Origin of the sequence: Pseudomonas sp. JV449, from assembly GCF_032424295.1 — a bacterium.
Taxonomy (GTDB): domain Bacteria; phylum Pseudomonadota; class Gammaproteobacteria; order Pseudomonadales; family Pseudomonadaceae; genus Aquipseudomonas; species Aquipseudomonas marginalis.
The window spans coordinates 224,943-238,952 of record NZ_VYKD01000015.1 but is presented as its reverse complement, the minus strand read 5'-3'; the positions used below and the strand labels follow the sequence as shown (position 1 = coordinate 238,952).

Annotated in this window: 12 protein-coding genes; 9 read left to right on the top strand and 3 right to left on the bottom strand. The window is 58.2% G+C overall.

Features of this window, described 5'->3' with window-relative positions; translation table 11 throughout:
• Positions 1 to 160 precede the first annotated feature (160 nt).
• The 5 genes from F6S08_RS14910 (at position 161) to F6S08_RS14890 (ending at position 6,486) form a co-directional block, all read left to right on the top strand.
• Positions 161 to 2,155 carry a flavin monoamine oxidase family protein gene (locus F6S08_RS14910; RefSeq protein WP_315871808.1) on the top strand — a complete coding sequence of 665 codons (1,995 nt, stop codon included), beginning with the start codon at positions 161 to 163 and terminating at the stop codon, positions 2,153 to 2,155.
• Positions 2,156 to 2,232: 77 nt separating this feature from the next.
• Positions 2,233 to 3,120, top strand: a complete 888-nt coding sequence (locus F6S08_RS14905) for a nitrilase family protein (RefSeq protein ID WP_065927803.1) — start codon at positions 2,233 to 2,235, stop codon at positions 3,118 to 3,120.
• A gap of 14 nt (positions 3,121 to 3,134) precedes the next feature.
• On the top strand, positions 3,135 to 4,304 hold the full coding sequence (locus F6S08_RS14900) for a hypothetical protein (RefSeq protein WP_074845342.1): 1,170 nt from the start codon (positions 3,135 to 3,137) through the stop codon (positions 4,302 to 4,304).
• Positions 4,305 to 4,585: 281 nt separating this feature from the next.
• Positions 4,586 to 6,082 (top strand): helix-turn-helix transcriptional regulator, encoded by a 1,497-nt coding sequence (locus F6S08_RS14895; protein ID WP_315871807.1) that lies wholly within the window; start codon positions 4,586 to 4,588, stop codon positions 6,080 to 6,082.
• A 131-nt stretch (positions 6,083 to 6,213) separates the two neighbouring features.
• Entirely contained in the window at positions 6,214 to 6,486 is a 273-nt protein-coding gene (locus F6S08_RS14890) for a DUF1652 domain-containing protein (RefSeq protein WP_027603187.1), read from the top strand.
• Here the strand turns inward: F6S08_RS14890 and F6S08_RS14885 are convergent.
• The gene (locus F6S08_RS14885; protein ID WP_027603186.1) at positions 6,449 to 7,642 is read right to left on the bottom strand and encodes an MFS transporter; all 1,194 of its coding nucleotides are present in this window, start codon (positions 7,640 to 7,642) and stop codon (positions 6,449 to 6,451) included. The two genes, F6S08_RS14890 and F6S08_RS14885, sit on opposite strands and share 38 nt — an antisense overlap.
• Positions 7,643 to 7,718: 76 nt before the next feature.
• Complete coding sequence (locus F6S08_RS14880) at positions 7,719 to 8,027, bottom strand: RcnB family protein (RefSeq protein WP_027603185.1); 309 nt, start codon at positions 8,025 to 8,027, stop codon at positions 7,719 to 7,721.
• 220 nt (positions 8,028 to 8,247) lie between these two features.
• On the opposite strand from F6S08_RS14880, the gene F6S08_RS14875 reads away from it, so the two are divergent.
• The 3 genes from F6S08_RS14875 to F6S08_RS14865 are packed head-to-tail and all read left to right on the top strand — an operon-like array spanning position 8,248 to position 11,275.
• Entirely contained in the window at positions 8,248 to 8,805 is a 558-nt protein-coding gene (locus F6S08_RS14875; protein ID WP_027603184.1) for a helix-turn-helix domain-containing protein, read from the top strand.
• 11 nt (positions 8,806 to 8,816) lie between these two features.
• Positions 8,817 to 10,163 carry a glutamine synthetase family protein gene (locus F6S08_RS14870; RefSeq protein WP_315871806.1) on the top strand — a complete coding sequence of 449 codons (1,347 nt, stop codon included), beginning with the start codon at positions 8,817 to 8,819 and terminating at the stop codon, positions 10,161 to 10,163.
• Between the two features lie 14 nt (positions 10,164 to 10,177).
• The gene (locus F6S08_RS14865; RefSeq protein ID WP_315871805.1) at positions 10,178 to 11,275 is read left to right on the top strand and encodes a DNA alkylation repair protein; all 1,098 of its coding nucleotides are present in this window, start codon (positions 10,178 to 10,180) and stop codon (positions 11,273 to 11,275) included.
• Between the two features lie 42 nt (positions 11,276 to 11,317).
• Here the strand turns inward: F6S08_RS14865 and F6S08_RS14860 are convergent, their stop codons facing one another.
• Positions 11,318 to 12,211: a LysR family transcriptional regulator gene (locus F6S08_RS14860; protein ID WP_065947546.1), complete on the bottom strand. Its 894-nt coding sequence runs from the start codon at positions 12,209 to 12,211 to the stop codon at positions 11,318 to 11,320.
• A gap of 128 nt (positions 12,212 to 12,339) precedes the next feature.
• On the opposite strand from F6S08_RS14860, the gene F6S08_RS14855 reads away from it, so the two are divergent.
• Entirely contained in the window at positions 12,340 to 14,007 is a 1,668-nt protein-coding gene (locus F6S08_RS14855) for a GMC family oxidoreductase (protein ID WP_065947547.1), read from the top strand.
• Positions 14,008 to 14,010 lie beyond the last annotated feature (3 nt).

The window sequence follows — 14,010 nt, the reverse complement described above, 5'->3', positions numbered from 1 at the left end:
CGCGGAGCGTGGAACAATCAAAACACTCGGGCCAGTTCCCCTTCACCTACAACAGAACACGACATACCCTAGCCAAAAATCACATCCTGCTTATTGTCTCTTCCAGAACCTATATTCAACCTATGAATAGAAAATCAATTCTGAACGAGAAAGATCAAAAATGACCATCGGCTCAAACTTTAATTATCCAGCAGATATAGCTCAACAAAGTCATCGTAAAAAGCGCACTGCAAAGAACAAATGGAGAGCACGGTTCCCTAGCCCGCCAGATTTGTGTTTCGATTACCGAGCATTGGTAGAGCAAAAAAACGGCGTTGCTCAAACGACCGATACTGATCACAAAATTTGCATTATTGGTGCGGGAATTACAGGTTTAACAACTGCACGCGAGCTGCATAGGTGCGGTTTTAAAAATATCACACTAATAGAAAAGTCAAAGCGTATAGGCGGTCGACACCTGACAGCCCTTGGTAGTAATAATACGAATACTGTTGGCCGCCCTCCTTTTGAGATGGGCGCAATGAGAATGCCGTTCTTCAATAGATCAAATGAGCAGCCCAAAGATGGTCGTTCGCTCATGGCTTATTACGCAAATGAATTTGAATTAGTTTACTCCGACTTCCCAAACCCCGGCAGCCCCAGCGTCCACTCAACTGGAATCTACCTGAGAGAAGGGAGCTTGGAAGGAGACAGTGAACCCACAATGCTTATCTGGAAAAACCCAAACGGAAAAACAGCACCACCCGGTGAAATCTTAGGGTCCGTTTTTGCGAAGTGGAAGGCATTTGCTGAACGGATGGCGCTGCACGTTTCCGAGCATTTCGGCTCTGACGCTTGGGAAGACATGTGGGACGCCATAGTAAAAAAATATGAGGGCATGTCATTTCGTGACTTGGTGAAGATGCCAACCATCGATCACTGGCGGCAAAGTGATCCTGGCAACTTTGGCGGAATGGGAATGACCGCACAGGAGTCGGCTGTTTTTTACTCAATCGGCATTGGTGATGGCAGTTGGGGAGCGTTCTATGATGTCTGCTCGATTTACCCAATACGCACGGCGATATTTGGTTTCAGCAGTCATTTGCAACTGATCCACGGCCGTGTGAACTCAGAAGGTGCCCCCATGGCGTCACCTTATCTTGACGTCACAGAGACAGTTGACTCGAGAGGCCTAAAATTTAATAAACCAAATTACATTGGTCTTGGCTCACTGGCCGAGTCCCTGCTTTTTATAAAAGCGCAAGAGACCACCGAATCACTATATGAACACTTACTGAAAAGCCCGTACGGTTTGCTGACCAACAGCGCTGCAACGAAAATAAAAAAACTTGAGAACGGAAAAATAAGGGTTTATTACGACTGGAATACTACACAGCCGAGTAAAACAAAAAGTGAATTTATCGATATCGATTCACTTGTAATCACCCTTCCATCATGGCTGATAGAAACACAAATTCTTATCGAGAATTTCAGCCAAGATATGCTTCCCTTCGAAACAATCGCAGCCTACAAAACGGCTCATTGGGAAACCAGCTGCAAGGTGTACGCGCCCCTCAAAAAATCCTTCCTCTCATTCAATAAAAACATACCTCAAGCTATTGTAACCGACAGCTTCATACATGATATCTACACTTATCGATACAATGAAAACCACACTTACGACTGTATCCTCTTAAGCTACACGTGGGAGGATGATGCAACAAAGCTTTCGCTGTTCAGCGACGGAGAACTGGTCGACAAATGCATAGAAGAGCTGGACAGGATACTTCTGAAGTCAACAAATATTAAAAAACGCATTTCTCCCTATATAGGACGTGACCAAGCAATCGTTCAGCGCTGGATGAACGATAAACACGCCCTTGGCTGTGCAAAACTCTATCGCCCTGGCACCTACTACGACGCCGTAGGCCTGATGAAATACAACAGGGACTTCTCTCTCACATCCGGGCTTTATCTTTGTGGTGAATCTTTTTCTGTGGATGCTGGCTGGACAGAACCTTGCTTCAGAGGCGCCATTGATACTGTGATCAATATCTGCAACAAGACCCAAGCAAAATTCAATGGAGACTTTTGCATGCAAGATTATCCAGAGTACAAGACAGAGACTAAAACTACATCAAGAGAATCCGGCTACGTCACAACAGGAATTATCTGACTTTTCTTTAAACATTTCTTCACCTCTTATAAACATCCAACCAAAATCCGGTTGCATAACAATAAGAGGTCCCCCCCATGAACGAACCAACAAGCCCTGCCCGCGTCGCCGTCATTCAGTTCAACCCACAGGTCGGTATAGCCAACCAAAGCGACAACCTGCGTCAAAGTCTTCTACTGGCGACTGAAGCAGTAAACGGCGGCGCCAATCTGATCGTGCTGCCGGAGCTTTCCAACTGCGGCTATTTCTTCAGCAGCCGCCAGGACGCGTTTGATCATGCAGAGGCAGTGCCGAACGGACCGAGTGTGCGGGAATGGATCGATTTTGCCTGCAAGCACCAAGTGTATCTGGTCGCCGGTCTTAGCGAAATCGATGGTATGCAGCTGTTCAACACAGCCGTATTGCTGGGGCCCGACGGGTTCATAGGCAAATACCGCAAAGCCCATTTATGGAACCTGGAAAAGCTTTGGTTCACCCCGGGGAATTCTGGCTTTCCAGTGTTTGAAACGCCGATCGGTCGTATCGGCCTGCTGATCTGCTGGGACATCTGGTTTCCGGAGGTACCGCGCATTTTGAGCCAGCAAGGCGCCGATATCATTTGCAGCTTGAACAATTGGGTGTGGACACCCCCACCGTTGTTCGATGAGGCAGGAAAGTGCATGGCGTCGTACCTGACGATGACCGCTGCACATGTGAACAACGTATTTATCGCGGCCGCCAGCCGCATTGGTGAAGAGCGGGATGCCCGCTATCTCGGATGCTCCTTGATTGCAGGGACAAATGGCTGGCCAATCGGCGCCGTGGCTTCGGCCAATCGCCAGGAGATCCTGTTCGCCGACATTGACATCACCAGCGCCCGCAGCGCGCCGATCTGGAACAGCCTCAATGATCTGCAACGGGACCGTCGCAATGATCTTTATGATCAGATGCTCGGGTATTCCCAGCACCCTGCCCTGCCTCGCTGAGAGGAGGGCAATCTATGGAACCGTTGTTTGCCAGGAAAACACCAACCCGCTCACGAGCGGATATCACAGTTGTTGTACTGGGACTCGTCGCTACCTTGCTCGCGGTATGGGTTGTATCCAGTCATCAAGGTTCATGGCCAGGATACAACGAGATGGTGACGGCCCTCCCCCAACCCGTAGCGTGGTTGCGGTGGGTAGTGGGGGATATAAGCGAAGTTGCCTTTTACAAGCATGAACTCGCGTCATTGGGCCTATTGAGTGGTGCCTATCTGGCATGGTGGGCAAACAAACGTGGCAAAGCCTGGCAGGGCTTTTCCATTTGCTATGGCACCGGATTGTGGCCTTGGGTGGTGACCAGTTCGTTGATCGGGCTGTTGCTGAGCAACCTGCTGTGGGGTTGGAGCGTTACCGCCGAAACCTGGCAGCCTACGTTTGCGGCGTTTGTTTCATTGCCAGCAGCGATGGTGCTTATGTTTGGCAGCGGTTGGAAGGTCGCCCTCAATGGTGCAGTGCTGGGAGCTTTACTGGTTACTCCACTGTGCTTGTTGATCGTCAATCTGGTGTGTGTGCCACTGGGTTTACCAGCCGTGGTCGGTAATGTGCTGGGCATGGCTATCGGAAGCGTCATCGCATTTGCCCTGTGTCGTCGGGTGCCCTCGCTGGTGCGTTCGGACTCTATCGCTCCAGACCGACCGATACCTGTTACCCCGCCCAGTTACGGAGTGTTCTGGAGCCTGCGCCGAGTGCTGGCGGACTTTTCCGAAGCACCCTTTTTTGGAAATGAGCTCGCCAGTCTCGGACTGTTGGCAGGCGTGTTGCTTGCCTATGCCCTCAACCCCATGAGCCCGGCTTATGGCTCTGGCCTGCTTTTGCACATGGTGGGAGCGCAGGCACTGACGTCGGCTTTTGGCGTAGTGATCTGGCGCCATCAATGGATAAAGCGGGGTTGGTATCCCACCTATGTACCGTTGGTATCAGTGGTGCCGGCAGCAGTGTTGACCCACGGTGGCAGTTGGATGGTGGTGACTTCAAGTGCATTGCTGGGCGCACTGATCGCACCGCCGTTGGCCTGTGCAATTGCGGCGAGACTGCCTGCCCATTTTCATCCGTACATTGGCAATGTAGTTTCAATGGCCTTGAGTACGTTGATGATTGTGCCGATCGTAGGTTGGCTGGCAACTTGAATGGTGTGGTTAGGGGAACCCCCTAACCACCTTTGAACACAACAATCAATCAAGCCAACGGTATCCGACGCATCGTCTGCGCCATTCGCCCCACAAAGAAACTCAACGCCGCACGGGGCAGCTGCTTGGGCGTCACTTCACGATTTTTCTGCTCGGCCTGTTGCTTCACGCGCAAAGACACCAGGCCACCTGGTGCATTCGCACCCCACGCCGCGCAATTACCCTGCACTATCCTGACACCGGGCTGTCGTACTTCCATGCGCCTAAAACCCGGAGAAACCATGACCCAGGATGTCCTCGCCAAAGAAACCAATCGCCGCCAACTGCAGCAGATCATCTCCGGGCTGTCCGACGGGATCATCCTGGCCGAAGTCGACCAGACCATTCTCTGGGCCAATGAAGCCGCGCTGGCCATGCACGGTGTGGAGGACGTCACGGCACTGGGTGCCAATACCCAGGAATACGCCGAACGGTTTAGCCTGCGCTATCGCAATAATCATCCCTTGCCCCTGGAGAATTACCCCCTCGCCCGCGCGGCGGCAGGCGATGAATTCAGTGACGTGGTAGTGGAGGTCATGCCCACCTCCGACGAAGAAAAAACCTGGGTGCACCGCCTGCGCAGCCTGGTCATCAGCGATTCTCATGGCACGCCTGAATTACTGGTATTGATCCTCAGCGACGCCACCGAATGGGCCAGCGCCGAACAGCGCTTCGAAAAAACCTTCAACGCCAACCCGGCGCCGGCGGTAATCTGCCGCCTCAGCGACCTGCGCTATATCAAAGTGAACCAGGGCTTCCTGGAGATGACCGGCTACACCCGCGACCAGGTGATCGGCCGCTCCGTGTATGAACTGGACGTGCTGGAGCATGCCGAACGCAGGGAGCTGGCCGTTCAGCGCCTGGGGGAAGGCGCGACCATCCCGCAGATGCAGGCCGAGCTGAAACTGCCCGGAGGCGGCAGCAAACTGGTGATCGTCGCCGGCCAGCCGCTGGACATGAACGAGGAAGACTGCATGCTGTTTTCCTTCACCGACCTGGAGCCACGCCGCAAGGCCGAGATCGCCCTGCGCCAGAGTGAAGAGCGCTTCGCCAAGTCGTTTCGCCTGACGCCGGTGCCCACCTTGGTGTGCAACGCCGCCAACCGGCAGGTGGTGGATGTCAACGAAGCGTTCATGACCATTACCGGGTACACCAGCGAAGAGCTGATCGGTAAATCCATCGAAGACATCAACTTCATCGACAGCCAGGAGGCAGCCGCCCAGTTGTTCGCCACCCTGGAGAAAGCCGGCAACCTCGATGGCCAGGACCTCAAGGTGCGCAAGAAAGGCAACGAGGTCATCGACTGCGTGGTCTCGGCGGACACGGTGACCATTCAGGATGTGCCCTGCTACCTGCTGGTGATGATGAACATCACCGAACGCAAGCGCTCGGAACTGGAGTTGGTGGCGGCCATCGAGGAAGTGATGCAGGACGCGTCCTGGTTCAGCCAGACCCTGATCGAGAAACTGGCCAATGCCAAGAGCGTCAACAGCCCCAACCTGCCGAACGTGGCCTTCACCGACCTGACCGCCCGCGAGCGCGATGTACTCGGCCTGATCTGCGAGGGCCTGGCCGACAAGGAGATCGCCTCACGCCTGAAATTGGCGCCCAACACGGTGCGTAACCATGTGGCCACGGTGTACTCGAAACTGGGGGTGCATAGCCGTAGTGCAGCGATTGTCTGGGCCCGTGAACGCGGACTGTTTGCCGGTGAACTGCGGGTTAAGAAAACCCGATAAAAGTGCAAATGCACTAGTGCGGCTAGTGCGAATTCGCCTTATCCCGCGCAGTCCCAATCCCTAACCTTCAGGGTGTGAGTACAGGGCTTTCAACCTGTGCCGTCGTAAAACGACACCCTGAAGGAACCCACATGTTTACGCTCTCTCAACTGCGAAATTGCATCGAAGAAGGCCTCGCGCCGCTGACATGCGAGTTCACCCTGTGCCGGGATGCGTCGCTGACCCTCAAGGTCTACGACGCCGACACCGGCCGGGTGGACCTGGTGGTGACGGGGATCAGCACCAACCGGCTGCAGACCCCGCAAGACGTGGAAAAGATGGTGGAAGAACTGCGCTACGAACTGCAAAGCAACAACATGGGCAAGGTCACGCTGGAAGACGCGCCTTCAACGACGAACCAATGAAATAGAACACCCCGCCCGCGACGATGAACGCCCCCAGCATGTAGAACATGTAGTGGGCCGGCAGGCTGGCCAGCACCAGCCCGCACAACACCGGCCCCAGCGCCGCCCCCAGGTTGGACAGGTTCTGTGCGCCGTAGTACATGCCGCGCAGGTGGTCCGGGGCGATCCGGTCGATAAACATGTATTCGGCCGGGAACACGATGATTTCCCCCACGGTAAATACTGCCATCGCCAGCACCCACCACAGCACGCTGGTGGACAGCGCAAAACCAATCAAGCCCAGCATGAACATGCCCAGGCCGGCAATCAGCCATTGGCTGAGGTAACGGTGGGAAATACGTCGACCAATCACGTATTGCAAGGCGATCACCAGCACGGCGTTGGTGGTGAGCACGGCACTGATGACGGTGTAGGTGTATTCAGCACTGGTGGTGGTAACCAGGTACTGCGAGAGGTAGGCGGTGAACTGGCCGAACACCACGGCGCTGAGCACACCCCCAAGGGTGAAGCACACCAGGCGATGGTCACGCAGCAGCACGCGGCCGACGGCCAGGAACGGCACCGGCTTTTGCGTCACATCGATGGTCGCCAGGGTGCGATCGCCCCAGCGCCAGTACAGCAGGAAAAAACCCGCCCCCAACAACGCCGACAGGATGAACGGCAGGCTGATGTCCAGCTTGGCCACCATCGCCCCAAAGAACGGCCCCGCGGCATAGCCGATATTGGTCAGCGTGTACTTGATGGAAAACACTTCGCTGCGCGCATCTTCCGGCAACAAGCTGGCAAAACCGGCCTTTACCGCAATATCGATGACCGCGTAGGCCAGGTTGATCAGGATCAGGCAGCTGTAGAACGCCCAGATGTTCTGCGCCAGCACCGTACCGATAAAACCCAGCCCAAACAGCACGCTCAACCCCAGCAACAGTCGATAACTGTTGATGCGGTCGACCAGAAAACCGCCATATACGCTGAGCAGCGAGCCAAGGATCAACGAGCTGCCGATCACCAGCCCAACCTGGGTGATATCGAGGGCAAATTGGCGGGTGAGGTAGATCACCAGGTAGGGAAAGGTAATCGCCTTGGCCAGCGTCAGCAGCAACGTGGCGGACAACAGCAGGTTCACGGCGCGGGGGTAGTTTCTTATTGTGGCAAGCATCCTGCTCTCTTTCGTCTAAGGTAACGCGGTCTTGATGGCCGGTTACCTTAACGCAAGAGCGAGGAAAAAACGCGGGTCATTTCTTGACGGGCGTGATCTCCAGGATGGTGCCGTTGGTGGTTTTGAGCAGCACGAACCTGTCGCCCACACGGGCCCACTGGCTGTCGGCTTCAGGCTGCTTGAGACCGCGTTTCTTCCAGTCGCTGACCGCCGACTCCTTGCGCATCAGGATGTCCGGGGCACGGTCGCCTTCTTTCAAATCACGGGTATTGATGTTCGAAGGCTGCACGGTTTCCTGGGGAGTGTCGCCGGCCTGCACGACAAAGCTGGCGGTGGACAGGCTGGCGGCGACCAGGACACAGGCAGCGAGGGTTTTGGACTTCATGGGTGCTCCTTCAATGAATGATGCGTACCCAGGTTCCGACCGCAGGCGCATGAAATCATTCAGCCTGTTGAACCTTGATCCCCTGTGATGAGCATAGGTATCTACACAACTTTTCAGACCCTGACAAATCTCCCTGTGGTGAGCGGGCTTACGCGCCCTGCCCATTGCCGCCATGAAATAAATCCTGTAATTTTTCATGAAATTATTAGATATAAATTTCATGAACCAGCAAGAAGAACTCGACGCCCTGGCGATCCTGATCCACGACCTGCGCAAGTACAAGAAGCTCACCCTCGCCCAACTCGCACAGAAAATCGAGCGTTCGGTGGGCTTCCTGTCCCAAGTGGAACGGGGCTTGTCGCGTCCGACCGTGGCGGATCTCACCGCCATCAGCCATGCCCTCGACGTGCCCACCACCTATTTCTACAGCCTGTCCAAACCCAAGGCCGTGAGCTGGGTCACCCGCCCCAACGAACGCCGCACGGTGTATTACGCCAACGGCATCACCGACATCCTGGTGTCCCCCAGCATGAATGGCGCCTTCTCGATGCTCGACAGCCTGCTGGCCCCGGGTGCCAATAGCGGTGAACAAACCATGAGCGACCGCGCCGAGCAGGCCGGATTTGTACTGGAAGGGGAATTGACGCTGTGGGTAGAGGGCGAGGCCGATTCGGTCACCCTCGGCCCCGGTGACAGCTTCCACCTGGCCAGTTTCGCCCACTGCCGCTACGCCAACCTCACCGACCTGCCCGCCCGCGTGCTGTGGGTTTACAACTAGGAGCAACACCCGTGAAAAGCCAAGCCTCCACGTTACTGGCCGAAGTACGGACCTTTCGCCAGAACCATCCCGACGTGCGTTATGTCGACCTGATTGCCCTGGACATCCCCGGGCATTTCTACGGCAAGCGCTACCCCATCGAGATGCTGGAAAAGGTCGCCGCCGGCAGCCCCTTGAAGCTGCCGCAGAACGCCGTGCTGCTGGGGGTTCAGGGCGGGCTGTTCAAGATCGGCGACTACTGCTTCCACGACGGCGACCCGGACGCCAACCGCCGCCTGGTGCCCGGCACGCTCAAGCCGGTGAGCTGGGAGTCGCAGCCGTTGGGGCAGATGTTGATCACCTCGGACGGCACCGAGGCACCGATCGAATTCGAACCTCGCGAAGTCCTGGCCAAGGTGCTGGAGCGCCTGCACCATAAAGGCATTCACCCGGTGGTGGCCTTTGAACTGGAGTTCTACCTGTTCGACAAAAAGCTCGACAACGGCCTGCCGCAATTCGCCCGTGACCCGCTCAGCGATGACACCGACGACCAACCCAACCTGCATATCGAACGGCTGTCGCGCTTCAGCGAGGTGCTGGACGACATGGCGCAGACCGCCAAGGACCAGGGCATCGACATCACGGTGATCACCGCCGAACTCGGCCCCGGCCAGTTCGAGATCAATTTCGGTCACCTCGACGACGGCCTGCGCGCCGCCGACTGGGCGGCCCTGTTCTGTCGCAGCACCCGTGGCGTGGCGCTGAAGCACGGCTACCGCGCCAGCTTCATGGCCAAGCCTTACCTGCAATTTCCCGGCAGCGGCATGCATGTGCATGTCAGCCTGTACGACGGTGCGGGCAACAATGTGCTCGCGGCGCACCAGCAGCAACCCCTGCGCCATGCCGTGGCCGGTTGCCTGGAATTGCTGCCCCACTGCATGCCGATCTTCTCGCCCAACCACAATGCCTTCCGCCGCCTGGGCGGTACGGTCAACGCGGCCACCCGCGCCTGCTGGGGGTTTGAAGACCGCGATGCGTGCGTGCGCATCCCCGACTCCGACCCGCGCAACCTGAGGATCGAACATCGCCTGGCCAGTGCCGACGCCAACCCGTACCTGGTGCTGGCGGCGATCCTGGTCGGCCTTGAACATGGCCTTGAAGCCGGGCGAGAACCTATCGCGCCACTGAACGAGGACCGCAGCAGCGGCACCGACTTCCCCGTGGAAATGCTCGATGCCGTGCGCGCCATGCAGCATCAGCCGGTAGTGCGCGATAAGCTGGGCGCCGAATTTGTCGACGTGTACTGCGAGAACAAACGCCAGGATCACCTGGCCTTTCAACAAGAAATCCATGCGCGGGAATACCGCTGGTTTCTCTAACGACGGAATAACCGATGACCGACCAAAGCGCCCCGGCCCTCAAGGAAATCTTCAACCTCGAACGCCTGGAACACATCGCCAGCGAGATGACCGCGGTGTACCCGGCGTTCGACGCCAAGGGGTTTCTCAAGCATGCCAAGGCCGGGCTCGCCGAGTTATCGGTGATGCAGCGTATGGCGCGGGTCAGCGAAAGCCTGCACGCGGTGATCCCGCTGGACTATGCCCAGACCCTCAAGCTGCTCTACGCCCTGGCCCCGCGCCTGAACAGCGGGTTTGTCAGCCTGTGCCTGCCGCACTACGTGGCGAGCTACGGCCTGGATGACTTCAAACGCTCCATGGCCGCGCTCAAATACTTCACCCCCTTTGGCTCGGCTGAGTTCGCCATAAGACCCTTCTTGCTCCACGACTTCGAACGCACCTTGGCGGTCATGCAAACCTGGTCGCGGGATGACAACGATCACGTGCGCCGCCTCGCCAGCGAAGGCTCGCGCCCGCGCCTGCCGTGGTCGTTTCGCCTGGCCAAGGTGCAGGCCAACCCCGAGCTGTGCGCGCCGATCCTCGATAACCTCAAGGCCGACAACAGCCTCTACGTACGCAAATCCGTGGCCAACCACCTCAACGACATCACCAAGGACCACCCGGATTGGGTGCTCAGCCTGATCGAAGGCTGGAACCTGGATAACCCGCACACCGCCTGGATCGCCCGCCATGCGCTGCGCAGCCTGATCAAGCAGGGCAACACCCGCGCGCTGACGATCATGGGCGCAGGCGCCAAGGCCGAAGTGAAGCTCCATCACCTGAGCGTGACGCCGGCGGAGATCACCCTGGGCGAGCGGATCAACCTGTCATTCAGCCTGGAATCCACCGCTGCCACTGCACAGAAACTGGTGGTGGACTATGCCATCGACTACGTCAAAAGCGCCGGGCACAGCGCGGCCAAGGTGTTCAAGCTCAAGGCGTTTACGCTGGGCGCGGGTGAACGGCAGAGCATCCGCCGCGAGCAGCATATTCGCGCGTTGACCACGCGCAAGCACTATCCCGGCAGGCATGCGGTGCATGTGCTGGTGAATGGAGAGCGATTGGGCAGTGCTGAATTCGAATTGAGGGATTAATCCGATTCAACCAACACCACAGATCAATGCGGGAGGGTTTCTTCAGCTGGATTCGCCGAGCAACAGTGGCTGCTCCCGCGCGCACAATTCCACCACGTAGTCCCACAACACCCGCAACCGCACCGACTTGTGCAACTCCCGGCGCGAGCTGATCCAGTAGCTGCGCTGGATCCCCTCCCCCGGCAGCAACGGCACCAGCTCCGGGTCGCCCGACGCCATGAAGCACGGCAACACCGCAATCCCCAAACCGGAGCGGGCGGCCTGGTGCTGGGCGATGACGCTGGTGCTATGGAACACCACCTTGGGGTTGCGGCAGAAGCTGCTGAGAAATTTCAGTTCCTGGCTGAACAGCAGGTCGTCGACGTAATCGATCCATGAATGGGCTGCGAGGTCTTCGCGTTTTTCAATCGGTGGTGTGCGCGCCAGGTAGGCGCGGCTGGCATAGAGCGCCAGGCGGTAATCGGTGAGTTTGCGCGTGACCAGTTGATCGACGCTGGGGCGTTCGAGGTGGATGCTGATTTCCGCCTCGCGGTTGAGGATGCTGACGAAACGCGGCACGGCGAGCAGTTCCACTTCCAGGCCGGGATAACGTTCGAACAGCCCGCCCATGCGGCCGGCGAGGAACATCACCCCCAACCCTTCGGCCACCCCGAGGCGGATCTTGCCCAGGGGTGCAGCGGCGTGGGTCAATTCGTCCTCGGCCAGCAGCGCGACGTTTTCCATGGCTTCGGCGTGTTTGAGCAGGGCTTCGCCGGCGGGGGTCAGTTCGTAGCCCTGGGCGTGCTGTACGAACAGCGCGGTGCCGAGGCTCTTCTCGATGGCTTCGATATGCCGGGCCACCGTGGCGTGCGTGGTTTTCAGGCGCTGCGCGGCGGTGAGCAGGCGGCCGCTGCGCTGCAACTCCAGAAAATACCGCAGGTCATTCCAGTCGAACATGTCGCCTCCATTGCATGGCCCGGATAGCGCTGTTTAAAAACGCACAGCAGCTGGGTAAAAACTAACATTTTTAAGACGAAAACTAACAACTAGGATGGAGCCAATAAGAAAAACAAGCGAGACCTCAGATGCCCATTGCAGCTGCGCAATACGATTATGTGGTAGTAGGCGCCGGCCCCGCAGGCTGCCTGCTCGCCAATCGACTGTCCGCCAACCCCGCCCACCGCGTGCTGCTGCTTGAAGCCGGTGGCCGCGACAACTACCCCTGGATCCATATCCCCGTCGGCTACCTGTTCTGCATCGGTAACCCGCGCACCGACTGGTGCTTCAAGACCGAAGCCCAGGAAGGCCTGCAAGGCCGTGCGCTGAGCTACCCACGGGGCAAGGTGCTCGGCGGCTGCTCATCCATCAACGGCATGATCTACATGCGCGGCCAGGCCCAGGACTACGATGGCTGGGCGGCGGCAGGCAACGACGGCTGGGCCTGGAAAGACGTGCTGCCACTGTTCAAGCAGAGCGAAAACCATTTTGCCGGCAGCTCGGAATTCCACAGTGACGGCGGCGAGTGGCGAGTCGAACAGCAGCGGCTGCACTGGCCGATCCTGGACGCCTTTCGGGATGCTGCGGCGCAAAGCGGCATTGCCACGATCAGCGACTTCAACCAGGGCGATAACGAAGGCTGCGGCTACTTTCAGGTCAACCAGAAGGCCGGGGTGCGCTGGAACGCGGCCAAGGCGTTTCTCAAGCCGATCCGCCAGCGGCCCAATCTCACCGTGCTGACCGAGGTCGAGGTAGACCGCGTGGTCCTGGAAAACGGCCGCGCTTCGGCCGTGATCGGGCGTCAAAACGGCCAGCCAGTGAGCTGGAAGGCCCGCAAGGAAATCGTGCTGTGCGCCGGCTCCGTGGGCTCGCCGGGCATCCTGCAACGCTCGGGGATCGGCCCGTCCAGCGTGCTCAAGCCGCTGGGCATCGATGTGCGGCATGAACTGCCGGGCGTCGGCGGCAACCTGCAGGATCACCTGCAGCTGCGGCTGATCTATAAGCTGGAAAACGCCCGCACCCTGAACCAGATCGCAGGCACCGTATGGGGCAAGATGGGCATGGGCCTGCGCTACCTGTATGACCGCAGCGGCCCGCTGTCGATGGCGCCCAGCCAGCTCGGCGCGTTTGCCCGCTCGGGCCCGGAACAGGCCTCGGCCAACCTTGAATACCACGTACAGCCGCTGTCCCTGGAGCGCTTTGGCGAACCGCTGCATGGGTTCCCGGCGTTTACCGCCTCGGTCTGCGACCTGCGCCCGCAAAGCCGTGGCCGCATCGATATCCGCTCGGCCAACCCGGCGGATGCGCCGCTGATCCGGCCCAACTACCTCAGCCACCCGGAGGACCTGCGGGTGGCCGCCGACGCCATTCGCCTGACCCGACGCATCGTCGCCGCACCGGCCCTGAGCCAATTCAAACCGGTGGAATACCTGCCCGGCGACGCACTGCAAACCGAAGAGCAACTGCATGAAGCCGCCGCGCGTATCGGCACGACGATCTTCCATCCAGTCGGCACCTGTCGCATGGGCAGCGATAAAGACGCGGTGGTCGACGCCCAGTTGCGCGTACATGGTGTGCCCGGCCTGCGTATCGCCGATGCCTCGGTCATGCCGCGCATTACCTCCGGCAATACCTGTTCACCGACGCTGATGATCGCGGAAAAAGCCGCGCAGCTGATCCTTTCGCCGAACACTGTAGGAGCGAGCTTGCTCGCGAAAAACACAAAAGCGCCGCTGCCCTCCGGGTTTCCCGCGTAATTG

Coding starts and splice junctions, on each gene's coding strand:
- F6S08_RS14860 (WP_065947546.1), bottom strand. CDS start 12,211: ATGTTCGACTGGAATGACCTGCGGTATTTTCTGGAGTTGCAGCGCAGC.
- F6S08_RS14880 (WP_027603185.1), bottom strand. CDS start 8,027: ATGAAGTCCAAAACCCTCGCTGCCTGTGTCCTGGTCGCCGCCAGCCTG.
- F6S08_RS14905 (WP_065927803.1), top strand. CDS start 2,233: ATGAACGAACCAACAAGCCCTGCCCGCGTCGCCGTCATTCAGTTCAAC.
- F6S08_RS14895 (WP_315871807.1), top strand. CDS start 4,586: ATGACCCAGGATGTCCTCGCCAAAGAAACCAATCGCCGCCAACTGCAG.
- F6S08_RS14855 (WP_065947547.1), top strand. CDS start 12,340: ATGCCCATTGCAGCTGCGCAATACGATTATGTGGTAGTAGGCGCCGGC.
- F6S08_RS14900 (WP_074845342.1), top strand. CDS start 3,135: ATGGAACCGTTGTTTGCCAGGAAAACACCAACCCGCTCACGAGCGGAT.
- F6S08_RS14890 (WP_027603187.1), top strand. CDS start 6,214: ATGTTTACGCTCTCTCAACTGCGAAATTGCATCGAAGAAGGCCTCGCG.
- F6S08_RS14865 (WP_315871805.1), top strand. CDS start 10,178: ATGACCGACCAAAGCGCCCCGGCCCTCAAGGAAATCTTCAACCTCGAA.
- F6S08_RS14885 (WP_027603186.1), bottom strand. CDS start 7,642: ATGCTTGCCACAATAAGAAACTACCCCCGCGCCGTGAACCTGCTGTTG.
- F6S08_RS14910 (WP_315871808.1), top strand. CDS start 161: ATGACCATCGGCTCAAACTTTAATTATCCAGCAGATATAGCTCAACAA.
- F6S08_RS14875 (WP_027603184.1), top strand. CDS start 8,248: ATGAACCAGCAAGAAGAACTCGACGCCCTGGCGATCCTGATCCACGAC.